Origin of the sequence: Serratia sp. NPDC078593, assembly GCF_050268245.1 — a bacterium.
In the GTDB taxonomy this organism is placed as follows: domain Bacteria; phylum Pseudomonadota; class Gammaproteobacteria; order Enterobacterales; family Enterobacteriaceae; genus JBNNGK01.
In genome coordinates this window covers 406,251-432,298 of the sequence record NZ_JBNNGK010000002.1, presented here as the reverse complement: position 1 = coordinate 432,298, position 26,048 = coordinate 406,251, and the positions used below count along the sequence as shown (strand labels likewise).

The 26,048-nt window shown below is 52.3% G+C and carries 22 protein-coding genes; 13 read left to right on the top strand and 9 right to left on the bottom strand.

Annotated features, from left to right (window positions below):
• Nucleotides 1-73 precede the first annotated feature (73 nt).
• From asmA to udk, 3 genes are all read right to left on the bottom strand, one after another.
• The gene (gene asmA, locus ACQKDS_RS04100) at nucleotides 74-1,909 is read right to left on the bottom strand and encodes an outer membrane assembly protein AsmA (RefSeq protein WP_399666172.1); all 1,836 of its coding nucleotides are present in this window, start codon (nucleotides 1,907-1,909) and stop codon (nucleotides 74-76) included.
• A 33-nt stretch (nucleotides 1,910-1,942) separates the two neighbouring features.
• On the bottom strand, nucleotides 1,943-2,524 hold the full coding sequence (dcd, locus tag ACQKDS_RS04095; protein WP_039992300.1) for a dCTP deaminase: 582 nt from the start codon (nucleotides 2,522-2,524) through the stop codon (nucleotides 1,943-1,945).
• A 124-nt stretch (nucleotides 2,525-2,648) separates the two neighbouring features.
• Nucleotides 2,649-3,290 carry a uridine kinase gene (gene udk, locus ACQKDS_RS04090; RefSeq protein WP_399666169.1) on the bottom strand — a complete coding sequence of 214 codons (642 nt, stop codon included), beginning with the start codon at nucleotides 3,288-3,290 and terminating at the stop codon, nucleotides 2,649-2,651.
• Nucleotides 3,291-3,644: 354 nt separating this feature from the next.
• Here udk and ACQKDS_RS04085 point away from each other — a divergent pair, with 354 nt between their 5' ends.
• Nucleotides 3,645-4,265 carry a phosphatase PAP2 family protein gene (locus tag ACQKDS_RS04085; protein ID WP_399666165.1) on the top strand — a complete coding sequence of 207 codons (621 nt, stop codon included), beginning with the start codon at nucleotides 3,645-3,647 and terminating at the stop codon, nucleotides 4,263-4,265.
• A gap of 829 nt (nucleotides 4,266-5,094) precedes the next feature.
• Here the strand turns inward: ACQKDS_RS04085 and apbC are convergent.
• Nucleotides 5,095-6,207: an iron-sulfur cluster carrier protein ApbC gene (gene apbC / locus ACQKDS_RS04080; RefSeq protein ID WP_399666162.1), complete on the bottom strand. Its 1,113-nt coding sequence runs from the start codon at nucleotides 6,205-6,207 to the stop codon at nucleotides 5,095-5,097.
• Nucleotides 6,208-6,384: 177 nt separating this feature from the next.
• Here apbC and metG point away from each other — a divergent pair, with 177 nt between their 5' ends.
• From metG to sanA, 7 genes are all read left to right on the top strand, one after another.
• A complete protein-coding gene (gene metG, locus ACQKDS_RS04075; RefSeq protein ID WP_399666159.1) occupies nucleotides 6,385-8,415 on the top strand; it encodes a methionine--tRNA ligase in 2,031 nt (676 codons plus the stop codon).
• Nucleotides 8,416-8,694: 279 nt separating this feature from the next.
• Nucleotides 8,695-9,909 carry an MFS transporter gene (locus ACQKDS_RS04070; protein ID WP_399666156.1) on the top strand — a complete coding sequence of 405 codons (1,215 nt, stop codon included), beginning with the start codon at nucleotides 8,695-8,697 and terminating at the stop codon, nucleotides 9,907-9,909.
• 130 nt (nucleotides 9,910-10,039) lie between these two features.
• Nucleotides 10,040-10,447 (top strand): CidA/LrgA family protein, encoded by a 408-nt coding sequence (locus ACQKDS_RS04065; protein WP_399666153.1) that lies wholly within the window; start codon nucleotides 10,040-10,042, stop codon nucleotides 10,445-10,447.
• A complete protein-coding gene (locus tag ACQKDS_RS04060) occupies nucleotides 10,447-11,142 on the top strand; it encodes a CidB/LrgB family autolysis modulator (protein ID WP_399666150.1) in 696 nt (231 codons plus the stop codon). Before ACQKDS_RS04065 ends, ACQKDS_RS04060 begins: the two co-directional genes overlap by 1 nt.
• Nucleotides 11,143-11,278: 136 nt before the next feature.
• The gene (cdd, locus tag ACQKDS_RS04055; RefSeq protein WP_399666146.1) at nucleotides 11,279-12,163 is read left to right on the top strand and encodes a cytidine deaminase; all 885 of its coding nucleotides are present in this window, start codon (nucleotides 11,279-11,281) and stop codon (nucleotides 12,161-12,163) included.
• 219 nt (nucleotides 12,164-12,382) lie between these two features.
• Nucleotides 12,383-14,080 carry an NAD-dependent malic enzyme gene (locus ACQKDS_RS04050; RefSeq protein ID WP_399666143.1) on the top strand — a complete coding sequence of 566 codons (1,698 nt, stop codon included), beginning with the start codon at nucleotides 12,383-12,385 and terminating at the stop codon, nucleotides 14,078-14,080.
• Nucleotides 14,081-14,264: 184 nt separating this feature from the next.
• Entirely contained in the window at nucleotides 14,265-15,011 is a 747-nt protein-coding gene (gene sanA, locus ACQKDS_RS04045) for an outer membrane permeability protein SanA (RefSeq protein ID WP_399666141.1), read from the top strand.
• A 58-nt stretch (nucleotides 15,012-15,069) separates the two neighbouring features.
• Here the strand turns inward: sanA and yeiB are convergent, their stop codons facing one another.
• From yeiB to ACQKDS_RS04030, 3 genes are all read right to left on the bottom strand, one after another.
• The gene (gene yeiB, locus ACQKDS_RS04040; protein ID WP_399666138.1) at nucleotides 15,070-16,248 is read right to left on the bottom strand and encodes a DUF418 domain-containing protein YeiB; all 1,179 of its coding nucleotides are present in this window, start codon (nucleotides 16,246-16,248) and stop codon (nucleotides 15,070-15,072) included.
• Nucleotides 16,249-16,459: 211 nt separating this feature from the next.
• The gene (gene folE, locus ACQKDS_RS04035) at nucleotides 16,460-17,125 is read right to left on the bottom strand and encodes a GTP cyclohydrolase I FolE (RefSeq protein WP_399666135.1); all 666 of its coding nucleotides are present in this window, start codon (nucleotides 17,123-17,125) and stop codon (nucleotides 16,460-16,462) included.
• 255 nt (nucleotides 17,126-17,380) lie between these two features.
• Nucleotides 17,381-18,538: a YbfB/YjiJ family MFS transporter gene (locus ACQKDS_RS04030; RefSeq protein WP_399666132.1), complete on the bottom strand. Its 1,158-nt coding sequence runs from the start codon at nucleotides 18,536-18,538 to the stop codon at nucleotides 17,381-17,383.
• 105 nt (nucleotides 18,539-18,643) lie between these two features.
• On the opposite strand from ACQKDS_RS04030, the gene ptrR reads away from it, so the two are divergent.
• From ptrR to fghA, 3 genes are read left to right on the top strand one after another with little or no spacing between them, the layout of a single operon-like run.
• Nucleotides 18,644-19,537: a putrescine utilization regulator PtrR gene (gene ptrR, locus ACQKDS_RS04025; protein ID WP_399666129.1), complete on the top strand. Its 894-nt coding sequence runs from the start codon at nucleotides 18,644-18,646 to the stop codon at nucleotides 19,535-19,537.
• A gap of 26 nt (nucleotides 19,538-19,563) precedes the next feature.
• The gene (locus ACQKDS_RS04020; protein ID WP_399666127.1) at nucleotides 19,564-20,691 is read left to right on the top strand and encodes an S-(hydroxymethyl)glutathione dehydrogenase/class III alcohol dehydrogenase; all 1,128 of its coding nucleotides are present in this window, start codon (nucleotides 19,564-19,566) and stop codon (nucleotides 20,689-20,691) included.
• A gap of 19 nt (nucleotides 20,692-20,710) precedes the next feature.
• Complete coding sequence (fghA, locus tag ACQKDS_RS04015; protein WP_399666124.1) at nucleotides 20,711-21,553, top strand: S-formylglutathione hydrolase; 843 nt, start codon at nucleotides 20,711-20,713, stop codon at nucleotides 21,551-21,553.
• 72 nt (nucleotides 21,554-21,625) lie between these two features.
• Here the strand turns inward: fghA and ACQKDS_RS04010 are convergent, their stop codons facing one another.
• Nucleotides 21,626-22,162: a DUF924 family protein gene (locus ACQKDS_RS04010; RefSeq protein WP_399666121.1), complete on the bottom strand. Its 537-nt coding sequence runs from the start codon at nucleotides 22,160-22,162 to the stop codon at nucleotides 21,626-21,628.
• A gap of 215 nt (nucleotides 22,163-22,377) precedes the next feature.
• On the opposite strand from ACQKDS_RS04010, the gene moeA reads away from it, so the two are divergent.
• Both moeA and moeB read left to right on the top strand, forming a co-directional pair.
• Nucleotides 22,378-23,616, top strand: a complete 1,239-nt coding sequence (moeA, locus tag ACQKDS_RS04005) for a molybdopterin molybdotransferase MoeA (RefSeq protein ID WP_399666118.1) — start codon at nucleotides 22,378-22,380, stop codon at nucleotides 23,614-23,616.
• Nucleotides 23,617-23,618: 2 nt separating this feature from the next.
• Nucleotides 23,619-24,374, top strand: a complete 756-nt coding sequence (moeB, locus tag ACQKDS_RS04000) for a molybdopterin-synthase adenylyltransferase MoeB (RefSeq protein ID WP_399666115.1) — start codon at nucleotides 23,619-23,621, stop codon at nucleotides 24,372-24,374.
• A gap of 50 nt (nucleotides 24,375-24,424) precedes the next feature.
• On the opposite strand, the gene ACQKDS_RS03995 is transcribed toward moeB, so the two are convergent.
• Nucleotides 24,425-26,017, bottom strand: a complete 1,593-nt coding sequence (locus ACQKDS_RS03995; RefSeq protein ID WP_399666112.1) for an ABC-F family ATPase — start codon at nucleotides 26,015-26,017, stop codon at nucleotides 24,425-24,427.
• Between the last annotated feature and the right edge of the window lie 31 nt (nucleotides 26,018-26,048).

The following is a 26,048-nucleotide window of genomic DNA, read 5'->3' as shown; positions in this document are numbered from 1 at the left end:
TATCAGGGAAAGCAGTATTTAACGATGGGGATGTTATGGTGCTGGCCAAGCGTTGGTCAGCACCGATAAAACATTACAACTTATCGAGCAGTTGCTTGAGCTCTTGTCCTTCACGCGCGTCTTTATTCTTGTCGACCCATTTATTGAGGGCCTCTTTCGCACGATTTTGTAGCGTTTTACGCAGCACTTGATCGACCTGCAGTTGATAGTTCAGCTGCTGCCATGGCCCATAAACCCGTAACGGAATTGCGGTTTTCTTCAATTGATCAATCAACGCACTGCGCCCTTGCCATCCCCCGGTAACCCGCACATTTAATGCCATATCACACTGTTTGCCTGGCATATCCAGCTTACCGCCGCCAGTAATATTCAGCATCGACGAATCCGCAGTAAGATCGCTAACAACAATATTTCCGCTTTTCAACTTAGCTTTAGCGCTAAGCTGTTTCACTTCGGTATAACGTTGATATTCATCTAGCCCGCGAATGCTACTGTCATTGCGTGCTATCGCCTGTTGGATCAATTGTTGTATATTCAAACCATGCAGTTTGGCTTCCTGCACGGCCAGTTGCACATCGCCCCGCCAGTGATGTTCAAAGGACTCCGCGGTTAATCTGTCACCCGTTAAGTCACCACTCATGCTCAGTGTGCCCGTCATTACCTGTGGTAACTCGAAGGCTTTTAACACCGTGCCCAACTCAACCTTTTTCAACTGCGGTTTTACATCAATCAGCGGTTTTTCAGTGCGCACATCCAATGACCCAGGCAAAGAGAAATCGCCACCCGCAACTTGCCCAGATAGCGTTGTTACCGTCAGTAACCCGCGCTGGTTCTCGGCCTGAAGATTAAGATGGGTAACATCCATACCACGATAGGTTAATTGCTTTGCGTTGATGTTAATTTGCGCATCGAAATCACGCAGCGCACGCATATTTTTTTGTTGTTCCTCACCTGCGTTGGCGATCACCGGTGCCCCCGCCATCATAGCAGGCTGCGTATCGCCAGCAGAACGGCGTTGCCAGCCGGAAAGTGCATCCACATTAAGATGTGGAGATGCTAGGTTTAATGCGTAAGTCGGCACGGCTTCTAAACCGATAATCGCATTACCACTCAGTTGACTTTCATTGATACCTAGCGTCATTTGGTCAAGCACCAACTGCCGCGGGCTTTGCTGATACACGGCTTTGACCGAACCTTGGCCTTTAAAGCCGCCAACCGGAATGTCAGCACCTTCAAGTTGATAAGTTAACTGATTAATCGTGGCGCTCGCCTGCCGCGGATAGTGGCGCAAATCCAGATCGGCTGCCAGGTTAAAGGTGAGATTGCGTTGATCGCGATTTACTCGGCTGGAAAGGGCCATTTCAGCTTGGCGATCGCCGGTGCGCTGCAATGTCAGGTTGAGATCGCGCACATTGATTTGTTCGTTATTCGCACGCTGCCAAATCAGCAGACTGTCCACAACACGCAAATTATCAATGTCGAATTTCCACGCGGTCTCTGTCGCTTCCGCAACGCCGCCGCCGGGCGCGATTGGCGCATCAGGTTGACTTTGTTCTTCACTGTCAGGCGTGAGACGAAAAACCGCATTTTTCAGCATCACCTGTTTGACAAACAGTTGGTGAGACAACAACGGGAGCAATTTCACATCAAGACGCATGTTCTCAGCGCTGACCACTGGAGAATGCGCACCCGGAGCAGTTAAGGTCATGCGCCCAGCCAAAATACTGAGTTGTGGCCACACATGCCAGCGCAAATCACCCTCCAACGTCAGGTGATAGCCACTTTTTTGTTCGACCTTACCGATCATGTAACTGCGGAAATCATTTGGATTGACCAGCAGCACCAATGCAGACATCCCTGCCACCAGTACCACCAGCAAAATTGCCAACGTCGTCAGTAATCGTCTCATGCCTTCCTCTTATCAGCTCAGCAGCCAGCGTCTTTAATCCTTATCGATACGGCTAGCCACAGCACCTTGCTGGTCCTTGTACTTCGCATCTTGACGGCTGTTATAAGGCCGCGCCGCCGGGCCCGACAGCGGTTCGAAACTCAGCGCACCGATCAACATACCAGGGCGAAGAGCCAACGGCAGCTTACCTGAATTATAGAACTCAAGCACAATACGGCCTTGCCAACCGGGATCGATACGATGGGCTGTAACGTGCACCATCAATCCCAGGCGCGCCAGCGAAGAACGCCCGTCCAGCCAGCCGACCAAATCATTCGGCAGCGTCACAGATTCAAGCGTCACGGCCAGCGCCAACTCTCCAGGGTGGAGGAAAAAGGCTTCCCCTTCCGGCAGCACAATTTCATCGCTCATCACACGGTCCAATGCAGCACTGACTTCATCTTTCGGCCCACTCAGGTCGATAAATGCCGCCGTATGCCCGCGAAACACGCGAAACTGGTTCCCTAAACGAACATCCACTGTAGCACCGTTAATCCGCTCGACTGGCGGTCGCGGCGAAATGACCAATTTTTCACTATCCAGCCAAGCCTCTATATCACGGTCGCACAGTCTCATTTTTCTCTCTCCATCGGGATGCATTCTCTACAACAAAAATTGCCATACAACCGGCAAAAGGTCTACGTCGGGATATAAATAGTTGACGTCAGACCGGAAATCATCACTCCGGCCTGATACCGTATCATTCAAAAAATTGGCTGATTTTGGCTTTTAGAATATCAATCGCAATACGGTTTTTGCCGCCACGCGGTACGATAATGTCGGCATATTGCTTGGAAGGTTCAATAAACTGTAAGAACATAGGACGAACGGTTTTCTGGTATTGCGCCATCACCGAATCCATTGAGCGGCCGCGTTCATTCACATCACGTTTCATACGACGCATCAAACAAATATCCAGCGGCGTATCGACAAAGATAGAGAAATTCATTTCCTGGCGTAAGCGCATATCGGTCAACAACAAAATCCCTTCAAGAATGATGACCTTTTTCGGCTCCAGATGAACCGTTTCCGTCTTGCGCGTATGTTCAGTGTAACTGTACAGCGGTAATTCAATCGCCTTACCGGCCTTAAGCATTTGCAGATGTTGGAACAACAGGCTGTGATCCATAGCGCTGGGGTGGTCGTAGTTAGTCTTGACCCGTTCTTCCATGGTCAGGTGAGTTTGGTCTTTGTAGTAACTGTCTTCAGGGATAACGCCAATATGTTCATCGCCAACCTGATCGCGCAATTCGCGATACAATGTGCTAGCTATAAGGCTTTTCCCAGAGGCAGATGCGCCAGCTATACCAATAATGACGCACTGATGCGGCTTGTCAGTCATAAAATTAAAGACCTGAATTCGTAATATGAAGGGAGGATACACACCCAAAATAATTCTTGCTGCATCTAAGGCCGTGACGGGTGAGCCAAGGCTCAACGCCCCCAGAAGCCGAGCTCACAACATCACTGACGTGAACAAAAGGCAACCAATCAAGATGCAACTTGAAGTATGACGGATAAAAACGTGACAATTATAGGGAGTTGCCATGCTCCGCGCCACTCTATTGTCGTTTCCGCTTAGAGAAACCCCTGTTTTAGGAACTTTGACTGTAGGGTAATCTGACACATCAAGGTAAACTCACCCACTGAACATTTTCCGCTTTGCGGGATACATAAATTAAGGGAGAGTCCCGCATTGGATTGGTATTTCCTGACCTTCTTAGGCGATAGCCTTTTGCTATTGCCAACGGCTTTGATTGTTTTCATTTTGCTGCTGTCCTCTGCGGGCACCCGCAATACGGCCTGGCAATGGGCATTCATTTTCGGCATTGTCGGCGCCTTGGTCTGTGCCTCTAAATTAGCCTTTATGGGTTGGGGAATCGGCAGCGCACGCTATGACTTTACTGGTTTCAGCGGCCACACGGCGCTTTCTTCTGCTATTTGGCCGGTATTCATGTGGTTGATTAGCGGGAGTTGTCGCCCACTACTGCGCCGCACGGCCATCTCGGTGGGTTGTCTATTACCGATGGCCATCGGCTGGTCACGGCTCGCCATCAACGTGCACTCGACCTCAGAAGTGATTACCGGTCTGTTACTGGGCTTAACCGCCAGCACGCTGTTCCTGTGGTTGCAATACAATAAAACTCGCCCACAGTTTTCTTGGCTAAAAACCGTTATTCTGCTGGCTCTACCCGTGCTGTTGATGGGGCATCGTCAACCAGCACCGACGCAAAACCTGTTGGAAAAGATTGCCGTGACGCTGGCACAAATAGAGCACCCTTTTACTCGAGCTGATTTGCATAAAACATTAAAATGATCTCAAGAGTAATAAACCGCCACTACGGCTAATACCTGTTAGTTAATCTTGAACTGTATTGGCCGTTTTTTTGTGTTATCTGCGTTTTTTAGATAGCCCTATTTATCGTGAACATTTGTTCCCCCGCTGGTTAGGCCTGCTAGTCAGGTCACGCCACCAAAAACTCGGTACGATATTAACGGGCGCGGCATGCCACGCCCCTACAAGTAATGTCATAACGCAGCCAAATAGTGCCGGTATCAACTCAACGTAGTGGCCGGGCATGCCCGGCCTGTATCCTGTCTCCGGCATTAAAAACCTAGCTGCGGAATGCCACGCCCCTACAGGTAACGTCATAACGCAGCCAAATAGCACCGGTATCAACTCAACGTAGTGGCCGGGCATGCCCGGCCTGTATCCTGTCTCCGGCATTAAACACCTAGCTGCGGCATGCTACCCCCTACAGGTAACGTCATAACGCAGCCAAATAGCACCGGTATCAACTCAACGTAGTGGCCGGGCATGCCCGGCCTGTATCCTGCATTAAACACCTAGCTGCGGCATGCTACGCGGTGCGCAGGAGAGGCATTGTCAAATGCCTGATCACCTGAGCACATTGCCCGTGCGCAGAAGGGAGTATGTAAAGCGATGGTCGATGGCAGAAAAGCACCTTGGGTAGCACTGTATGGGGGAGTGGCTTATTAGGATTCAGGCATTGACACGGTCCGTTCCCAACGCGTTCATTCGATAGCGCGCTAGGAACGACCGAAAATTTCTACCCATCAGACAAAATAGCGTTAACTGAACCACATCACGCCATTACGCCGATGCTGTCTTGCTGGATGAAACCTTACAACGCGCGGAAAGCGATCTCTGTAGGAATGGCTTCACCCTGCCAATACATCTGTGCCGCAACGCGACCAGCCAATTGGCGATACATCTCGGCAAACTCGCTGTCAGGACGCGCGGTAACCGTCGGCTGACCACGATCCAGATCCTCGCGCAACGAAATATGCAACGGCATCTGGCCAAGCAAGCGACTTTGGTATTTTTGCACTAATTTTTCTGCCCCACCGGTGCCAAAAATGGGTTCATGATGGCCGCAGTTACTGCAAACATGCATACTCATGTTTTCGACAATACCCAAGACGGGCACATGTACCTTTTCAAACATCACAATGCCCTTTGCCGCGTCCAATAACGCAATGTCCTGCGGCGTTGTCACCACTAACGCACCGGTGACTGGGATGTTTTGCGACAATGTCAATTGAATGTCCCCAGTTCCTGGCGGCATATCCAGCACCAAATAATCCAGATCCGGCCATAAGGTATCTTGCAACAGTTGCATCAACGCCTTGCTGGCCATCGGGCCACGCCACACCATCGCGTTATCATCGGTCACCAGATAGCCAATTGAGTTTGTCGCCAACCCATGCGCCATAATTGGCGCCATGTGCTGTCCGTCCGGCGAGGTTGGCCGCTCATGTTCAGTACCCAGCATATTGGGAATCGATGGTCCGTAGATATCCGCATCAAGAATACCGACCTTCGCACCTTCGGCCACCAGCGCCAGCGCCAGGTTGACCGCCGTACTGGATTTCCCGACGCCACCTTTACCAGAACTCACCGCGATAATATTACGCACACCTTTTACGCCAGCCTGATCGTTCGCGCGTTTCAACGTGGCAATGTCATGCTTCAACTTCCAGTCAATCGCTCGCGCACCGGTAACGCGCAACAATTCGCCGCTCACGCCATCCTTCAGCGCCTCAAAACCACTTTGCCAGGCAAATGGCATCGTCAGCTCAATATGCAGCACGTCGTCCAGCAGCGCGCAGTGATGAATCGCTTTCAGCGTTGTTAGGTTGTTTTTTAACGTCGGGTGTTCAAAGGCGGCCAATACACCGGTCACCAGGGCTCGCAGAACTTCAGGGGTGCTCTGCTCAGGGGATTTTGCGCTCATCCCGGCTCCTCGATTTTTAATGAATAGCGAATGAAATGAATAGCGTTGTGCCCAAGCATATCAGAACTGCACGGTGTCTGGCGCGTACACGTCGAAAGAAACCGCCCTAGCAGCGAAGCGTGCGATCGGTTAACATCAAAGCCCCTTTTTATTCATTACAGAAAGCAAGTTCTCACTATGGCTCAAGTCGCGAAAAAATTATTGGTGACGTGCGCGCTACCGTACGCAAATGGTTCCATCCATCTCGGCCACATGCTCGAGCACATCCAGGCAGATATCTGGGTTCGTTACCAACGAATGCGCGGCAACGAAGTTCATTTCATTTGTGCAGACGACGCGCACGGCACGCCGATCATGCTTAAAGCCCAGCAATTAGGCATTAAGCCTGAAGAAATGATTGCTGAAATGAGCCAAGAGCACCAACAGGATTTCGCCGGTTTCGGCATCAGCTATGACAACTATCACTCAACCCATAGCGATGAGAACCGTGAGCTGTCCAGCCTGATTTATGGCCGCCTGAAGGAAAACGGTTTTATTAAAAACCGTACTATTTCGCAGCTCTACGATCCCGAAAAAGGCATGTTCCTTCCCGACCGTTTTGTCAAAGGCACTTGCCCGAAATGCAAATCGCCGGATCAATACGGCGACAACTGTGAAGTATGTGGGGCGACCTACAGCCCAACCGAACTGATCGATCCAAAATCAGCGGTATCTGGCGCGACGCCAATCATGCGTGATTCTGAACACTTCTTCTTCGATCTGCCGTCTTTCAGCGAAATGCTGCAGGCCTGGACGCGTTCCGGCGCGTTGCAAGAGCAGGTGGCTAATAAGATGCAGGAATGGTTCGAGTCCGGCCTGCAACAGTGGGATATCTCCCGCGATGCGCCCTATTTCGGTTTCGAAATCCCAGACGCGCCGGGCAAATATTTCTACGTCTGGCTGGATGCCCCTATCGGTTACATGGGCTCGTTTAAAAACCTGTGCGACAAACGCGGCGATCTGGACTTTGACGAATTCTGGCGTAAAGATTCCACGACCGAGCTGTATCACTTTATCGGTAAAGATATCGTGTATTTCCACAGCCTATTTTGGCCGGCCATGCTGGAAGGCAGCAACTTCCGCAAACCCACCAACCTTTTCGTACATGGTTATGTCACGGTTAACGGTGCCAAAATGTCCAAGTCGCGTGGCACCTTTATTAAGGCCAGCACCTATCTGCAACACTTGGATGCCGACTGCCTGCGCTATTATTACGCGGCCAAGTTGTCTTCACGCATCGACGACATCGACCTGAATCTGGAAGATTTCGTGCAGCGCGTTAACGCCGACATCGTCAACAAAGTGGTGAACCTGGCTTCACGCAACGCTGGCTTTATCAACAAGCGTTTTGGTGGCCAACTGGCAGCAAGCTTGGCCGATCCAGCGTTGTACCAAACCTTTATCGATGCCGCACCGCGTATCGCAGAGGCTTACGCGAGCCGTGAGTCCGGCCGCGCCATCCGTGAAATCATGGCGTTAGCCGATCTTGCCAACCGTTACGTGGATGAGCAAGCACCGTGGGTGGTGGCCAAAGAAGAAGGCCGCGACGCCGATCTGCAGGCCATTTGCTCAATGGGCATTAACCTGTTCCGCGTACTGATGACCTACCTGAAACCCGTGCTGCCTTCACTGACAGAACGTGCGGAAGCATTCCTCAACAGCGAATTGAGCTGGGACAGTATTCAACAACCCTTATTAGACCACCCGATCAGTGCCTTTAAAGCATTGTTCAATCGTATCGATCTCGACAAGGTTAATGAAATGGTCAACGCGTCAAAAGAAGATATGGCAGCGAGTCAAGCACCGGTTAGCGGCCCATTGGCGGACGATCCTATTCAGGAAACCATTACTTTTGATGATTTCGCCAAAGTGGACATGCGTATCGCGCTGATCAAAAGTGCCGATTTCGTTGAAGGTTCTGACAAGTTGTTGAAACTGCAGTTGGATCTGGGTGGAGAAAACCGTCAGATTTTCTCCGGTATCCGTTCAGCATACCCGGATCCGAAACAACTTGAAGGCCGCCTGACGATTATGGTTGCTAACCTAGCTCCGCGTAAAATGCGTTTCGGTATTTCCGAAGGTATGGTGATGGCTGCGGGCCCCGGCGGAAAAGAGATCTTCCTGCTTAGCCCGGACAGCGGTGCCCAGCCCGGTATGCAGGTCAAATAATTCCTTCGCTTTGCCACTCAACACTAAAACCGGGCTTGCCCGGTTTTATTTTGCCCGCAACGTCGCAAGCTTGTGAGTTCGTAAAAGCCGAACCTCTTTGCCCGTATTGATCGAGTGATAAAATAAACGGTTACAACCTACTCCCGCCCATCATAGGTTGTGTTTAATCGTGGCAATAATCGTTATTTTTCAGGTTATTTTATCTCCCCCTCTTCCCTGTTCAGCAAAATACGCTATGTTATCAACACTGAATGTCTGTATGTTTAAACAGGTGTGGTCATGAAGGGATTCCCGACGCAAATCAATACATTACTGGCAAGTTCATTGATACTGACGATAGGGCGTGGTGTCACGCTACCCTTCATCACTATTTATCTGACCAAGCATTTTCATCTGTTGCCGAAAAGCGTTGGGGTTATTCTTGGCATCAGCTTAACCCTCGGAATTCTTAGTAGCCTGTATGGCGGTTACCTGGTGGATAAATTCAACAAAAAGACCCTGATGATGGCGTCTATTGGGCTATTCGCCCTGAGTTTTTTTACTATTCCGTCGATAACCCGGCCAGGCGGTATCATTGCGGTTCTCGCCGTATTACATACTGCCTATGCCGTGTTGGGCATTACCATTAAAGCCTGTTTCGCCGAATGGCTGCCCATTTCACAACGCATTAAAGCCTTTTCGATCAACTACACGTTGGTCAACGTCGGCTGGGCGGTGGGATCATCACTCGGCGTGCTGGTCGCCGGTTTTAGTCCGCTGCTGCCGTTTTATCTGTCCGGGGGGCTGGCTCTGCTGACGGTAGTGACACTGAATATACGTTTACGCCACACGCAGCCACAGTCGGCCATTAACCATGCGCACGTCGCGCCAGCCCTGCTGCCTGACTTTCGCCAAACGCTGCGCATCCTGCGTCAGGATCGGCGTCTGATTTACTTCACGCTCGGCAGTACGTTAGGTTCCGTGGTATTTGGGCAGTTCACCGGCTATTTATCGCAATACCTGATCACCGTTTCCAGCGCCGAATTCGCTTACCGCGTTATTGGTTTAGTCATGATCGTTAATGCGTGCGTTGTTATTGCACTGCAATATCTGTTGAGCCGTAATATGCGGCAGGACAACCTGTTACGTTGGTTGACACTTGGCACACTGTTTTTTATCGTCGGTTTACTGGGTTTTCTGTTCGCAGGGGCTTCACTGTGGCTATGGGCGGCAGCAATGGCTATTTTCACCTTAGGGGAAATTATTGTCATCCCGGTGGAATACCTGTTTATCGATTTTATTGCGCCTGCACATTTAAAAGGCAGCTATTATGGCGTACAGAACCTTAGCAATCTGGGGGGAGCCATCAACCCGGTATTGTGCGGTTTTCTGCTGAGCTATACCGCGCCGGGTTTGATGTTTGTAGTGTTGATCATCTCAGCGTTGCTGAGTCTGCTGTTTTTCTTCCTTGGCCATCGCTTGGCGCAGCGGCTACCGCAAGCTGAGGTAGCGTGATCAATACGAAATAGCTGCCGTCAATAGTCCAAAATGGCATAGACGGCATAACGACAATTCATGGTGTGTTTTGTGGCACAGCTCACAGTTTAATTGTATGATAAATACATCAGTTAAACAGGAAAGAATCATGAACAACGCATTCGCACTGTGCTGGAAATACCTTCGGGCATTCGCTTTAATATATCTTTGCTTATTTGCCGGTAATACCATTTCCGCCCTGCTCCCTATCACCATTCCGGGCAGTATTATCGGCATGTTACTGCTGTTTGCCCTGCTCGCCTCACAGATCTTGCCAGCCAAGTGGGTAAAACCCGGTTGTCATGTCTTTATTCGCTATATGGTCTTATTGTTCGTGCCCATTGGGGTTGGCGTCATGCAATATTATCAGCAGATTATTGATCATCTGGCTCCCTTGCTGGTGTCCTGCGCCGTCAGTACGTTGATCGTGCTCTTGGTCGTTGCTTACTCCTCACATTACTTTCATCGCGAACGTACGCTGACCAACGAAGATAATGACACACGGGAGGATAAATAATGCTGCACAACATCTGGTGGTCATTACCGCTGACGCTGATCGTCTTCTTCGTAGCGCGTAAACTGGCACAAAAGTTGAAAATGCCATTGCTCAACCCTCTGCTGGTCTCCATGGCAATCATCATTCCTTTCCTGCTGTTGGCCCATATTCCTTACGAGGATTACTTCCAAGGCAGCAAAATTTTGAATGACTTTTTACAACCGGCGATAGTCGCGCTGGCGTTTCCGCTGTATGAACAACTGCATCAGATCCGCGCGCGCTGGAAGTCAATCATCAGCGTATGTTTTGTTGGTAGCCTGACGGCCATGATCAGCGGCGGTGCCTTAGCGTTGTGGATGGGCGCTACGCCTGAAATTGCTGCCTCAATCCTACCTAAATCGGTCACCACGCCAATCGCCATGGCCGCCGCGCAATCACTTGGCGGGATCCCCGCCATCAGCGCTGTGTGCGTCATTTTTGTTGGTATCCTCGGCGCAGTGTTCGGCCATACCATCCTGAATTTACTGAAAATAAATACCAAATCAGCACGGGGTTTAGCGATGGGCAGCGCATCACATGCGTTAGGTACAGCACGTTGCGTAGAGATGGATTTTCAAGAAGGGGCATTCAGTTCACTGGCATTGGTAATTTGTGGAATTATCACATCGTTGCTGGCGCCGTTCCTGTTCCCAGTGTTATTGCATCTGTTCGCTTAAGTGCGCAACACCTGCGACATGTCTCGCAATTATGATTTCCATTGCATTCGTTTCATTAATAAAGAGAAGTTTGTCACATTTTATTATGAACAGGCTGCCTAGAATGTTATCCCGTTAACCCGTAAAGAGACTTTCTATGCATCCGCGTTTTCACACCGCTTTCAGCGAACTGTCTGCCGCATTGCAATCCGCATTGTTACCGTATATGGATGCGCCTCATTTTCCAGCAATGTTTACCGCCAACCAGGTTGAGGCAATCAAGCAGCGCTGTGAATTGGATGATGATGCACTGGCATTTGCCCTGTTGCCACTCGCCGCAGCTTGCTCGCTGACGCCAATTTCCCATTTCAACGTGGGTGCCATTGCTCGTGGTGTCAGTGGCAATCTGTATTTCGGTGCCAATATGGAGTTTCACGGTGTGCCAATGCAACAAACCGTCCACGCCGAGCAATGCGCAGTGACGCACGCTTGGCTACGCGGTGAACCGTCGCTGGCGTCGATCACCGTGAATTACACGCCATGTGGCCACTGCCGACAATTTATGAATGAATTGAACAGCAGCAGTGAACTGCAAATCCGTTTGCCAGGCCGTGATGCGGCGACGCTGGCTGATTATTTACCCGATTCATTTGGGCCACGCGATCTCGATATCAGCACGCTCCTGATGGATCACGTAGACCACGGCTTCCAATTGTCGTTAACCGATCCACTGGAGTTAGCCGCGCTGGCTGCCGCTAACCAAAGCCACGCGCCCTATAGCGATGCCCACAGCGGCGTAGCACTAGAAACTGAAGACGGTACCATTTACGCCGGCCGCTATGCCGAAAACGCCGCCTTCAATCCCAGCCTACCGCCGTTGCAGGCCGCATTGATTCTACTGAATGTCTCCGGTGGCAACAGCCAGACCCTCCGCCGCGCCGTGTTGGCGGAACCACACAACGCCATCATCAGCCAATGGGATGCTACCCGTGCAACGTTGACGGCACTCGGCTGCGAAGACGTGTCCCGCCTTACCTTTTAATGCCCAACGCGGAGCCAGTCAGGCTCCGCAATTAACAGCCTGACACGCTAAATACAATGCCTCCCCGCGTCTAAACCACTTTTTTTAGTTAAAAAATGATTTGATCGTCGATAATTACGTCAATTTGCCCCATGATCCGATAACAATTGCTGTACATATTCTCCTTATCTTTTAGGATCACTCGTTATAAAAACTGTCTGATACGTTAAGAGTAAACTGATGGAACTTGAATACGAAAGTAAACGCCCACTGTATATCCCTTATGCTGGCCCGATTCTGCTGGAATTCCCACTGCTCAATAAAGGCAGCGCGTTCACAGAAGACGAACGTAGCCACTTCAACTTACACGGCCTATTGCCAGAAGCGGTAGAAACCATTGAAGAACAGGTTGAGCGTGCCTATCGGCAGTATCAGGATTTCAAGAACGATAACGACAAACATATCTATTTACGCAACATCCAAGACACCAACGAAACGTTGTTCTATCGCCTGCTCGATGCTCACCTGAGCGAAATGATGCCCATTATCTATACCCCTACGGTAGGGCAAGCCTGCGAGCATTTCTCTGACATTTACCGTCGTGCGCGCGGCTTATTCATTTCTTATCCGAATCGCGACCGCATCGACGATATGTTGCAGAATGCCACCAAGCAGAACGTTAAAGTCATCGTCGTCACTGACGGTGAACGCATCCTCGGCCTTGGCGATCAAGGCATCGGCGGCATGGGCATTCCCATCGGTAAATTATCGCTGTACACCGCCTGTGGCGGGATCAGCCCAGCCTATACCTTGCCGGTCGTTCTGGATGTCGGTACCAATAATCCTCAACGATTGAACGATCCGCTGTACATGGGTTGGCGTCATCCACGCATTTCGGGTGACGAATATCATGAGTTTGTTGAAGAGTTCATTCAGGCGGTAAAACGCCGCTGGCCAAATGTGTTGCTGCAATTTGAAGACTTTGCGCAAAATAACGCCACGCCGCTATTGAACCGCTATCGTGATGAAATCTGCTGCTTCAACGATGACATTCAGGGCACTGCGGCCGTCACGTTAGGCAGCCTGATTGCCGCCAGTCGCGCGGCAGGCAGCCAACTTCGTGACCAAACGGTCACCTTCCTAGGAGCCGGTTCCGCCGGGTGTGGTATCGCGGAACAAATTATCGCTCAAATGAAGTCAGAAGGCCTGAGCGAAGACGAAGCACGCGCGCAGGTATTTATGGTTGACCGTTTTGGCCTATTGACGGATAAATTGCCAAATCTGCTCGATTTTCAAAGCAAGTTGGTGCAAAAAAGCGAGAATCTGACCGCGTGGAACATCAACAATGATGCTATTTCGCTGTTAGATGTTGTCCGTAACGCCAAACCCAGCATTCTGATCGGCGTTTCAGGCCAACCGGGGCTATTCACCGAAGAACTGATCCGCGAAATGCACCAACATTGCCCACGTCCGATCGTGATGCCGCTTTCTAACCCAACGTCTCGCGTCGAAGCGCGGCCAGAAGACATCATCAATTGGACCGACGGCGCTGCACTGGTGGCAACCGGCAGTCCGTTTGCGCCAGTAAACTATAAAGAACAACAATTCCCGATAGCCCAATGTAATAACTCTTACATCTTCCCGGGAATTGGTTTAGGTGTCCTTGCATCCGGTGCCTCACGCGTTACCGATGCCATGCTGATGGCTGCCAGCCGTGCCTTGGCAGATTGCTCACCGCTCGCGACCGACGGCCACGGTGCGCTACTGCCGGATATCGATGATATTCAAGGTGTGTCCAAATGCATTGCAATGGCCGTCGGTAAAGCAGCGCAGCTACAAGGCGTCGCGGTGGTTACTTCAGAAGAAGCGCTATCGAAAGCGATTGAACATAACTTCTGGCGTCCACAATACCGTACCTATAAACGCACCTCGTTCTAATCTGGTTATAACTTTTACTCTGTAGACAAAAATATCGGGCTCAGCATGCTGGGCCTTTTTTGTCGATGATGGCAGCAAAAAGTGCGCTGTAGGACATTAGCGAGCCCGTGGACGGCTTGCGTCGACCTGTCAGGTAAAGTAGCCTTGATTCACCCTATTTCAGATTTGCGCGTAAGGCATCAACATGTGGAAACGCCTAATTATTAGCCTGTTTGTCATCGCTACGCTGCTGATGCTTTCGGCTATCGCGCTTGACCGCTGGATCAGTTGGAAAACCGCCCCCTATATTTATGACGATGTGCAACAATTGCCTACGCGTCAGGTTGGCGTCGTGCTCGGCACCGCTAAATATTATCGTACCGGCGTCATCAATCAGTATTATCGCTACCGAATCCAAGGTGCCATCAACGCTTATAACAGCGGTAAGGTTAAATACCTGTTGCTCAGCGGCGATAACGCGCAGCAAAGTTATAATGAACCGATGACCATGCGGCGTGACTTGCTGGCTGCCGGCGTCGCACCCAGCAATATCGTGCTTGATTATGCCGGCTTCCGCACCCTCGATTCGATTGTGCGTACCCGTAAGGTATTCGATACCAACGATTTCATTATCATCACTCAGCGTTTCCACTGCGAACGTGCATTGTTTATTGCCATGCATATGGGCATTCAGGCCCAGTGCTTTGCGGTCCCGTCACCAAAAGATATGCTGACGGTGCGCGTACGCGAAGTCTTTGCTCGTTTGGGTGCGCTGAGCGATCTGTATATTCTGAAGCGCGAGCCTCGTTTTCTGGGCCCGCTCATTCCGATCGCATCCATGCATAACGTGCCTGAAGACGCACAGGGTTATCCGGCTGTCTCGCCGGAACAATGGGTGACGTTAGAGAATAAACTGGCAGCGGAAAAACAAAAGGCCAGCAGTAAACCCTAAATGGCCCGAATCTGTTCTAAAACGATCGGGATGCTGTCGATCGTTTTCTGTGGCCGACTTACCGTTGCAGCTTGCTGTTTTCCGCCCCCATAACCACAAGCTTACGCCACAACCATTCCATCGGCCCTTGTGTGAAATAGCGTAACCACAGATGAGAAAATAACAGGTTAGCCAACCACACCAGCGGCACAGACGCCAGTAACTGCAAACGGTCATAGTGTTGATACAGACCAAAGCGATAGAAAATCGTGGTACAAATCAGCGTTTGCAGTAGGTAGTTACTCAGCGCCATACGGCCAACCTGAGTCAACCCTCGGCAAATCGATAAGCGCGCCAACTGCGGCCAAAAGCCATAGCACAGTGCCAGATACCCCATCGCTTGCAGCGGTGCCCCCAACTCACGCGGGACTTGTAGCAAAAAACCACTCCAGCGGTAATCCCAATGCAGGTGCCATTGCAACCACACCGCAGGCAGCTGGATCACTAAGGCCAGCGGAATTAACCAGGCAGCCTGACGGCGGTAGTAGGTTGGAGAAAAGTGACCGCGCAGCCATCCACTCCGCATCAGACCCGCGCCGAACAACATCATCCCTGCCAGTTCCCATCCATACTGCGCGCCAATCGCCAACAGGCTCGAAGACAATAAGCCGACGCGATGACGCCAAGCCTCTATCCCTCCCTGTAGCTTCCAGCTTTGTTCAGACTGCAGCGCCGCCGCCCCCGGCTGCCAAAAACTACCCGGCTCCCCCGGCGTGATAAAACTCAATAGCAGTAGCACCGCAACACCAATCAAATACAGCACCACGCCGGTTTTTAACAGCGTAAAAGTGTCTTTTGCTTCTCGGATCATACGCGCACACACTAAGCCAATCAGCCCATAGGCCAGCAGAATATCGCCGTCCCACAGGAAAATGGCGTGCCCAAGCCCGAACAGAACCAGCCAGGTTAATCGCGTGCGCATCCAGCCTTTGCCACGATGCAGCAGCAACTGTAAACCGGCACCGAACAACAATGCGAACATCGCCAGAAATTTAGCCTGCGCAACCAGATCCAGTAACGCCCAAGTCCAGCTATCACGCAATGAGGGCATCCCTAAATAGGCCGGATTCAGATAGGCCGCTTTCGGCAGACCAAAAGCGCTAATATTCAGCAGCAAAATGCCAAAAATAGCGATGCCGCGCACGCAGTCCAACGTGGCAATACGCGGCAGAGGTGAGGTCAAAGCGTCATGATTCATCTGTTTTTCACTGTATGCGAGTCATTAAAAAGGCGCCCATGGGCGCCTCAGACTAATGACAAAGCCAGTTATCGGGGGAGCGAAGCGATGGAACCGTCGTGGCAGAAGCCAGCGGAGCGCCCCTCGCGATGCTGCGCTCGAGTATATCGGGCTAGCTGATGACGCGGTCATCAACCGCGGTCGCCGGTTATTTTGCTGTTCAGCCCCGCCTTTACCCCTGATGATGCCGTACCGCACGGAGGAACTCCTGGCGGGTGTTTTGGCTGGACTTGAATAGCCCGCCCAAAGAGGTGGTGGTGGTCGCACTGGTCGCATCCCGGATACCGCGCGCCTTGACACAATAATGAACCGCATCAATCGATACAGCCACGTTATTGGTACCGAGCAGCGTCTGTAGTGCCACCAGAATTTGTTGTGTTAACCGCTCCTGCACCTGGGGACGCTGGGCAAAGAACTGAACGATACGGTTGATTTTAGACAGGCCAATCACCGCATCCTTTGGAATATAAGCCACGGTGGCTTTACCGTCGATCGTCACGAAATGGTGTTCGCAGGTACTGGTCAGCGTGATGTCGCGCACCGTGACCATTTCGTCCACCTTCATTTTATTTTCAATCACGGTAATTTTGGGGAAATTCGCGTAATCCAGACCCGAGAATATCTCATCGACATACATTTTTGCGATACGATGCGGGGTTTCCGCCAGGCTGTCGTCGGAAAGATCGAGATTGAGCAGTTGCATGATTTCCGTCATGTGCTGCTGAATACGTCGCTTACGCGTTTCGCGATCTAACATTTCACCGCGCAATGGGGTTTCCAAGCCACGCGCCTCCAACGCAGCATGAACCTGCGCGGCTTCTTTACTTAATATCGTCATTTTTGTGTGTCTCCAGCAGGCCACCCTGATTCCCCATTCAAGCGTCGCCATAACGTTGAATTATCGAGCAGGGTTTGATTCTTTTATCCCGTCGGCGTTTAACAGCAATAACGTGCACCCGATCAAGATTTTGCCTCACTGTAAATGAGAGCGCGCCGTTTATCCAGTGATTGTGTTTCAACCAGTGGTGAAAATTCCGCATAGAGTACAATCAGGCTCGCCACATAATATCCTCATTTTTTGCCCGCCTTTCCGTCAATCCCGCACCGATATATCTGCCGCCGCCCGCATTGGGGTATTCACCACCAACAGACCCGCCACCACCAGTCCCGCGGCTGCAACATATAATGCCGGTTCCAAATGTTGCGTCAATGCGGTTGAGAGCGCCGACAGCATCGGCCCCACTAACTGACCAATGGCATAGCCCGTCGTCAACAACCCGGCCATGTAGCGCGCATGGTGGGGTGCCAACTCGCGGCCACGCTGAAGGGCAAGCTGCACCACACAGAGAAAACCACCACCGGTCAGCAATGCACCGACTGCCAGACCCGTCACCCCGGGTACCACTTCTGCGCACAGCACGCCCAACGCCTGCACCCACAACGTCACTGCCAAGCGGGTTTGCGTGGTCAGCTTATCCCGCGTCAAGATGCCGATCACGATCCCCAATACCGCCGCCCCGCCAAATACTGGCCAGACAAACTGTGCGAAAACGCTAGCGGGGAACCGAGCTGCCGCCATCTGCGATAAAAACGTGGCCGGCAAAATGTAACCAAATCCCGCCAGGCTATAACTCCACACCAAACGTTTTAGCGCGGGTGTCAGCACTAAAGGTTGCGAAACCACATTGGGGCGATGTAACGCCCCCGAACGGGGGAAATTCACACTGATGATCGTCGTCAACACCAATGCCAATACACCATATATCAGCCAGGCCTGTGCGGCACTGAGCACCAAACTGTGGATCCCCACCGCCAGCATACCGCTGAGAAAAATGCCCGCACCGGGGCCGGCAAATACCGCGGCACTCAGCGCGGGGCGGCCATAATGTGCCAAACGCTCATTGGTCCATGCCGCCACCAACACCATTGCCCAGCCGCTGGCCCACCCCAGCGCAAAACGCACCACACCGTGCCACCATGCACTTTCAATCAAGGCTGAAAGCAGTGTCAGCAACACCGCACCCCACACGCCGATCCACAAACGCCGTTCGACGTGACGGCTGGCACGCATGGCGTCATACGCCCCACACAAATAGCCCAAATAGTTTACTGCTGCCACCAGTCCGGCACCGGTCAGCGTGAGCTGATGTTCTGCAATCATCAACGGCACCTGCGGCGTAAAGGCAAACCGGCCGATTCCCATCGCAACAATGAGGGCAACAAACCCACTCAATGCAATTCTCAATGCCATTTAGCGCGTCCAACTGTTAAAAGAAAGTTGCCAGTATCATGCCGCAGTATTAAACTCACAAAAACTGAATAATACTAACCAAGTTCATCACGAAAAGAGAAAGGTATGGATCTGACCCAGCTTCGCATGTTTTGCAGCGTCGCCGAAACCGGCTCCGTCGCCCGTGCTGCTGAACTATTACATCGGGTGCCATCGAACCTGACGACCCGTTTACGTCAGTTAGAGCACGAATTAGGCGCCGATCTGTTTATTCGCGAAAAACAACGGTTACGCCTTTCACCGATGGGCCACAATTTCCTCTGTTACGCCAACCGTATATTGGCGCTGAGCGAAGAAGCGATGAGCATCACCCATGCTGGCGAACCCGCAGGCAATTTTGCGCTGGGTTCGATGGAAAGCACCGCGGCGACGCGCCTGCCTACGCTGTTAGCGGCTTATCACCAGCGTTTCCCGCAGGTTTCATTATCGTTAATTACCGGCACCTCGGGTGAAATCACTGAACGAGTGCGTGCCGGTACGCTCGCAGCAGCATTGGTCGACGGCCCACTTCAACATGAAGAACTGAACGGCTGCGTCGCCTTTGCTGAACACATGGTGGTGATTTCATGTCTGGATCATGCCCCCATTCACACCGCGCAAGACGCTAAAGGAGAAACGCTGTTCGCCTTCCGGCCAAGCTGCTCCTACCGGTTACGGTTGGAGTCTTGGTTCAAGCGAGACGGCGCACTGCCCGGCCATATTATGGAAATTCAGTCCTATCACGCGATGTTAGCCTGTGTCGCCAGCGGCGCGGGTCTGGCAATGATCCCGTATTCGGTGCTCAGTTTGCTGCCGGGCCACGAACGCGTGCAAACCCATCCTTTACCCGCCGACATTGCCGAAACAGCTACTTGGCTCTTATGGCGACGCGACGCTTTCGGCCCCAACGTGCGCGCACTGAAACAGTTAATCATTGAACAAGCTGAAATGTCGGCCGTAGAACATACCGAACCCGCTTAAAAGTCTAGACCACGAAGGAGAAGATAATGGAAATGATCAAAACCCGCGCCGCTGTCGCTTGGGGGCCAAACCAGCCACTGAAGATCGAAGAAGTCGATCTCATGCCGCCACAAAAAGGCGAAGTGCTGGTGCGCATTGTCGCGACCGGCGTGTGTCATACCGACGCTTACACGCTATCTGGCAACGATCCCGAAGGCGTTTTCCCCGCGATCTTGGGTCATGAAGGTGGCGGCGTGGTAGAAGCTGTCGGCGAAGGCGTGACCAGCGTGGCGGTCGGCGATCATGTGATACCGCTGTACACCCCCGAATGTGGCGAATGTAAATACTGCCAATCCGGTAAAACAAACCTGTGTCAGGCGATCCGTGCCACACAGGGTAAGGGGCTGATGCCGGATGGAACCACTCGCTTCTTTAAAGATGGCCAGCCTATCTTCCATTATATGGGGACGTCCACCTTCTCCGAATACACGGTAGTGCCAGAAATTTCGCTGGCGAAAATCAACAAAGAAGCGCCGCTAGAAGAGGTGTGCCTGTTAGGCTGCGGCGTGACCACCGGCATGGGCGCAGTGATGAACACCGCCAAAGTCAAAGCAGGCGACACCGTCGCCATTTTCGGTCTCGGTGGCATTGGTCTGTCGGCGATTATTGGCGCGCAAATGGCCGGTGCCAGCCGCATCATCGGCGTGGATATCAATACCAGCAAATTCGATCTGGCGCGCAAGCTCGGTGCAACCGATCTGATCAACCCGAAAGACTACGACAAGCCGATTCAAGAGGTGATTGTCGAACTGACCGACGGCGGTGTGGACTTCTCGTTTGAATGCATCGGCAATGTCAATGTGATGCGTTCTGCACTGGAATGCTGCCACAAGGGTTGGGGCGAATCCGTGATCATCGGCGTCGCTGGCGCTGGCGAAGAAATCTCTACCCGTCCATTCCAATTGGTAACCGGGCGCGTCTGGCGTGGTTCCGCTTTCGGCGGCGTGAAGGGCCGTTCGCAACTGCCGGGCATTGTCCAACGCTATTTGGATGGCGAATTTGCGCTTAACGATTTCATCACCCACACCATGGGTCTGGAGCAGATTAACGACGCGTTCGATCTCATGCACGCGGGTAAATCGATCCGTTCCGTGATTCATTTCGATAAAAAATAAGCAGGGAGTCAAAGCAGGCATGAGCACGTCACTTGAGCTTCTTGAAGAACACCGCATGTTTGGCGGCTGGCAACAGCGTTATCGCCACGCGGCGCAGAGCCTGAATTGCGCGATGACTTTCAGCATCTACCTGCCACCACCGCGTGATGATAATCCACCGCCGGTGTTGTATTGGTTATCGGGGCTAACCTGCAATGATGAGAACTTCACGCTGAAAGCCGGGGCGCAACGCATCGCAGCCGAGCTAGGGTTGGTCTTGGTGATGCCCGATACCAGCCCGCGCGGTGAGCAAGTGCCGGATGATGAAGGATACGATCTTGGCCAAGGTGCTGGATTTTATCTCAACGCGACGCAGGCACCGTGGGATCAACACTTTCGTATGTATGACTACATCAGCGACGAACTGCCCGCGTTGATCAATCAACATTTCAGCGTCAGCGATCGTCAATCAATATTGGGCCACTCGATGGGCGGCCACGGCGCCTTGGTGATGGCGTTCCGTAACCCGCAGCGTTATCGTTCGGTATCAGCATTTGCACCGATCGTGAACCCTTGCCAGGTTCCGTGGGGGCGCAAAGCGTTCACCACGTATCTTGGCAGCGATGAAAGCCAGTGGTTGCCGTATGACAGTTGCCACCTGCTCGCCACCGGCGCGGAAAAAATGCCGGTACTGATAGATCAGGGGGACGACGATCAATTTTTGGCGGATCAACTACAACCGGCGAAACTGGCCGAACTGGCGCGGCAACGTGATTGGCCACTGACGTTACGCATCCAGCCTGGGTACGATCACAGCTACTTCACCATTGCGACCTTTATCGAAGATCATTTGCACTTCCACGCCGAACATCTGTTCCGTTAATGAAAACTACGGGCGCAGCCAAATGCGCCCGCTCCTTTTTCACCCTCGTGGTGGCCGACAATACCGACCCGGTTAGAAACCAGAGCCTGGCTGCTGTAAAAACGCCTCTTCCTCCGCCGTACTGGTTCGCCCTAATATCGCATTGCGATGCGGATAACGCCCAAAGCGATCGATAATCGCCTTATGGCGTAATTCGTAATCCAATTGATCGCCATTATTTAATGCCTGATACAGTTCCACCGCCTGCTGATGAATCACCGCTGATTCCGAATGCATGAACGGCAAATACAGAAAACCGCGCTGCTCTGGACTAAGTTGCCCACTCTCACCGCTGCGTACTGCCTCCTGCGCCAGCACCAACGCCATGCCGTCACAGGAAAAAGAGCGTGGCGTCCCGCGAAATAGATTGCGACTGAACTGATCGAGCACGATAATTTCGGCTAACCGCCCCGCAATGGTGATACGCCAATGCGCCAGTTCCCCCCATGCCGCCGACTGCCACAGCTCGCCAAAGCGCGTATGCAGTTGACGGTCAAAATCATCGTCTTTTTTGAACCACATTTCGGGATCAATTTCCTCAAACCAGAAGTCCAAGACTTGTTGGTGCATCACCGCGCTCCTTTGTTTGGTTACCTGTCTGCACGTCATCGTTAACGCTGCCTGCGTGTTAGCAGTATTCATGCTCAATGATCAGGATACGGCGACTTGAAGTGCATAGCCAGATGCAGAAAGCAGGCTGGCGCATTCTCCCGCGTGGGGATATCTGCCATAATACCCTCACTTTGCCGTTATGCTTCGCGCATTCTGATTACGGAGTTTTCCTTATGGATCATTGCTCTACTTCCGACCTTATCTCTCTTGAGCAAGCACTGGACAAGATGCTTAGCCAGGTTACGCCGTTGGCCAATACTGAATCCGTGGCGCTGAATGAAGCCGCTGGCCGCATCACTGCCGCGCCGGTCATTTCGCCCCTTGATGTCCCCCCTTTCGCCAACTCAGCGATGGATGGTTACGCGGTACGCATCAGTGAGCTAAATGCCAATGCGCCGTTGCCGATCGCCGGTAAAGCGTTTGCCGGAGCTCCCTTCCATGATAGCTGGCCTGCGAACAGTTGCATTCGCATCATGACCGGTGCCCCCGTACCGCCGGGGACGGAAGCCGTAATCATGCAGGAACAGGCGGAAGTCAGTGAAGCTGGCGTTCGCTTTAATGCGGTGGTGCACGCCGGGCAGAACATCCGTTTAGCCGGAGAAGATATTCAACAAGGCGCCAGCGTGCTGCCTGCTGGGATAAAACTGGGCGCGGCACAGCTTCCCCTGCTGGCCTCCTTAGGCATCGCCGAAGTACGCGTGATGCGCAAACTGAAGGTCGCGCTGTTCTCCACCGGCGATGAACTGCAACCGGTCGGCCAGCCATTACAGGACGGACAAATTTACGACACCAACCGGTTCGCCGTTCGTCTGATGTTGGAACAACTGGGCTGCGACGTGATCGATTTGGGGATTATTCGTGACGATCAGGCAGCGCTGCGTAGCGCGTTCGAGCAGGCAGACCGCAACGCGGACGTGGTGATCAGCAGCGGCGGCGTATCGGTAGGGGAAGCGGATTACACTAAGCAAATGCTCGATGAGCTGGGAGATGTGAGCTTCTGGAAGCTGGCGATCAAACCAGGCAAACCCTTTGCTTTTGGCAAATTGCAGCACGCTTGGTTCTGTGGCCTGCCGGGCAACCCCGTGTCTGCCGCTTTGACCTTCTATCAATTGGTGCAACCACTGTTGGCAAAACTGGCCGGTCACAGCGAATGGCGCATGCCACCACGCCTGCGCGCACGCGCATTAACACCGTTTAAAAAATCACCGGGCCGCCTCGACTTCCAGCGTGGCGTGTTCGGCAGCAATGCGCAAGGCGAGCTCGAAGTCAGCACCACCGGTCACCAAGGTTCACATGTGTTCAGTTCATTCAGCCAAGGAAACTGCTTTATCGTACTTGAGCGGGAACGTGGCGTAGTGGCCGCCGGTGAAATGGTCGAGATTGAACCGTTTAATGCGCTGTTGAGGAGCTGAAGATGTTGCCGGAATTAACCGATGCCGAAGCGTTGCGCTATAACCGCCAAATTGTCCTACGCGGTTTTGACTTTGACGGGCAGGAAAAGCTAAAAGCCGCACATGCGTTAGTGATTGGCCTCGGCGGGTTAGGTTGTGCAGTCGCACCCTATCTGGCTGCGGCTGGCGTCGGGCGCTTGACGTTGGTTGATTTCGATACCGTTGCGCTTTCTAACTTACAGCGCCAAATTCTGCATACTGAGCCACGCATTGGCATGAGCAAAGTGGCGTCGGCGCAGTTAGCGCTCGCTGACATCAATCCGCACGTACAGGTTGATAGCGTTGATCGGCAATTAGACGATCGGCAAATGGCGGCCTTGATTGCCACCTGCGATGTGGTGCTTGATTGTACCGACAACGTCACGACACGCGATCAACTGAACCGGTTATGCCATGCGCAAAGCAAACCGCTGGTTTCTGGCGCAGCCATCCGCATGGAAGGCCAGCTCAGCGTCTTTACCTATCAACCCGGTGAGCCATGCTACCGCTGCCTGAGCCGGTTATTCGGTGATAATGCCCTCACCTGCGTTGAGGCGGGCGTGATGGCACCGCTGGTCGGCACCATTGGCACCTTACAGGCGATGGAGGCGATTAAGCTGTTGGCAAATTACGGCCAGCCGCTCAGCGGCAAGCTATTGATGTTCGATGCGATGTCGATGCAATTTCGGGAAATGAAATTGCCGAAAGATCCGCAATGTGAGATATGCGGCGCAAAGTAGCGGAACTAAAAAGGGCGAGAATACACTCGCCCTTGGACGTCTGATTAACGTTACTGAATCCCTTGGCTACGCAGATAATCTTCGTAGTTACCGCTAAAGTCGATCACCTTGTTTGGTGTCATCTCCAAAATACGGGTAGCCAATGAACTGACGAACTCGCGGTCGTGAGAAACAAAGATCAGCGTACCTTCGTACATTTCCAATGCCATGTTCAGCGACTCGATAGATTCCATATCCATGTGGTTGGTCGGTTCATCCATAATCAGGATGTTAGGGCGCATCATCATCAGCTTACCGAACAACATACGGCCCTTTTCCCCACCCGACAGCACCTTCACTTTCTTTTTGATGTCATCCTGGCTGAACAACAAACGGCCCAATACGCTACGAACCGCCTGCTCATCGTCTTTTTCCTGTTTCCACTGGCTCATCCAGTCGAAAACCGTCAGGGTGTCATCGAACTCATATTCGTGATCCTGTGCGTAGTAACCAATACGCGCGTTTTCTGACCACTTCACCGTGCCGCTGTCCGGCTGCGCATCACCCACCAGCGTTTTAAGCAGGGTTGATTTACCGATACCGTTCGGGCCGAGTACTGCAACCTTTTCGCCCACTTCAACCATCAGATTAAGCTTGCTGAACAACGGACCATTGTCGAAACCTTTGGTCAGTGCTTCCACTTCCAACGCGTTGCGGAACAATTTCTTGTCCTGCTCAAAACGGATGAACGGGTTCTGACGGCTAGAGGCTTTCACTTCTTCCAACTGGATCTTGTCGATCTGACGGGCGCGTGAGGTCGCCTGTTTGGATTTAGACGCGTTGGCGCTAAAGCGGCTAACGAACGATTGCAGTTCGCTAATTTGTGCCTTCTTCTTCGCGTTATCGGCCATCAGGCGTTCACGTGCCTGGGTGGCGGCCGTCATGTATTCGTCGTAGTTGCCCGGATAAACGCGCAGCTCGCCGTAATCCAAGTCAGCCATGTGCGTACACACCATATTCAGGAAGTGACGGTCGTGCGAAATGATGATCATGGTGCTGTTACGTTCGTTTAGCACCTGCTCCAGCCAACGAATCGTATCGATGTCCAGGTTGTTGGTCGGTTCGTCGAGCAACAGAATTTCAGGATCGGAGAACAGCGCCTGCGCCAACAGCACACGCAGTTTGAAACCCGGCGCGATTTCGCTCATCGGGCCATAATGCTGCTCAACGGGAATCCCTACCCCCAGCAGTAATTCACCGGCACGCGCTTCCGCGGTGTAACCATCCATTTCACCGTATTCAACTTCCAGATCGGCGACCTTGTAGCCATCTTCTTCGCTCATTTCAGCCAAAGCGTAGATACGGTCACGTTCTTCTTTCACCGCCCACAACTCAGTGTGGCCCATGATGACCGTATCCAACACGCTGAATTGCTCAAAAGCGAATTGATCCTGACGCAGTTTACCCAAGCGTTCATTGGGATCGAGGAACACGTTGCCACCGCTCGGTACCAGATCGCCGCCCAGGATTTTCATAAAGGTGGATTTACCGCAGCCATTGGCTCCGATCAAACCATAGCGGTTACCGCCGCCGAACTTAACGGAAATGTTTTCAAACAGCGGCTTACTGCCAAACTGCATAGTGATGTTGTTAGTACTTAACACAACGCTCGCTCTTCATTGGGAATGTGATTTG

Coding starts and splice junctions, on each gene's coding strand:
- asmA (WP_399666172.1), bottom strand. CDS start 1,909: ATGAGACGATTACTGACGACGTTGGCAATTTTGCTGGTGGTACTGGTG.
- dcd (WP_039992300.1), bottom strand. CDS start 2,524: ATGAGACTGTGCGACCGTGATATAGAGGCTTGGCTGGATAGTGAAAAA.
- udk (WP_399666169.1), bottom strand. CDS start 3,290: ATGACTGACAAGCCGCATCAGTGCGTCATTATTGGTATAGCTGGCGCA.
- apbC (WP_399666162.1), bottom strand. CDS start 6,207: ATGAGCGCAAAATCCCCTGAGCAGAGCACCCCTGAAGTTCTGCGAGCC.
- metG (WP_399666159.1), top strand. CDS start 6,385: ATGGCTCAAGTCGCGAAAAAATTATTGGTGACGTGCGCGCTACCGTAC.
- ACQKDS_RS04070 (WP_399666156.1), top strand. CDS start 8,695: ATGAAGGGATTCCCGACGCAAATCAATACATTACTGGCAAGTTCATTG.
- ACQKDS_RS04065 (WP_399666153.1), top strand. CDS start 10,040: ATGAACAACGCATTCGCACTGTGCTGGAAATACCTTCGGGCATTCGCT.
- ACQKDS_RS04060 (WP_399666150.1), top strand. CDS start 10,447: ATGCTGCACAACATCTGGTGGTCATTACCGCTGACGCTGATCGTCTTC.
- cdd (WP_399666146.1), top strand. CDS start 11,279: ATGCATCCGCGTTTTCACACCGCTTTCAGCGAACTGTCTGCCGCATTG.
- ACQKDS_RS04050 (WP_399666143.1), top strand. CDS start 12,383: ATGGAACTTGAATACGAAAGTAAACGCCCACTGTATATCCCTTATGCT.
- sanA (WP_399666141.1), top strand. CDS start 14,265: ATGTGGAAACGCCTAATTATTAGCCTGTTTGTCATCGCTACGCTGCTG.
- yeiB (WP_399666138.1), bottom strand. CDS start 16,248: ATGAATCATGACGCTTTGACCTCACCTCTGCCGCGTATTGCCACGTTG.
- folE (WP_399666135.1), bottom strand. CDS start 17,125: ATGACGATATTAAGTAAAGAAGCCGCGCAGGTTCATGCTGCGTTGGAG.
- ACQKDS_RS04030 (WP_399666132.1), bottom strand. CDS start 18,538: ATGGCATTGAGAATTGCATTGAGTGGGTTTGTTGCCCTCATTGTTGCG.
- ptrR (WP_399666129.1), top strand. CDS start 18,644: ATGGATCTGACCCAGCTTCGCATGTTTTGCAGCGTCGCCGAAACCGGC.
- ACQKDS_RS04020 (WP_399666127.1), top strand. CDS start 19,564: ATGGAAATGATCAAAACCCGCGCCGCTGTCGCTTGGGGGCCAAACCAG.
- fghA (WP_399666124.1), top strand. CDS start 20,711: ATGAGCACGTCACTTGAGCTTCTTGAAGAACACCGCATGTTTGGCGGC.
- ACQKDS_RS04010 (WP_399666121.1), bottom strand. CDS start 22,162: ATGCACCAACAAGTCTTGGACTTCTGGTTTGAGGAAATTGATCCCGAA.
- moeA (WP_399666118.1), top strand. CDS start 22,378: ATGGATCATTGCTCTACTTCCGACCTTATCTCTCTTGAGCAAGCACTG.
- moeB (WP_399666115.1), top strand. CDS start 23,619: ATGTTGCCGGAATTAACCGATGCCGAAGCGTTGCGCTATAACCGCCAA.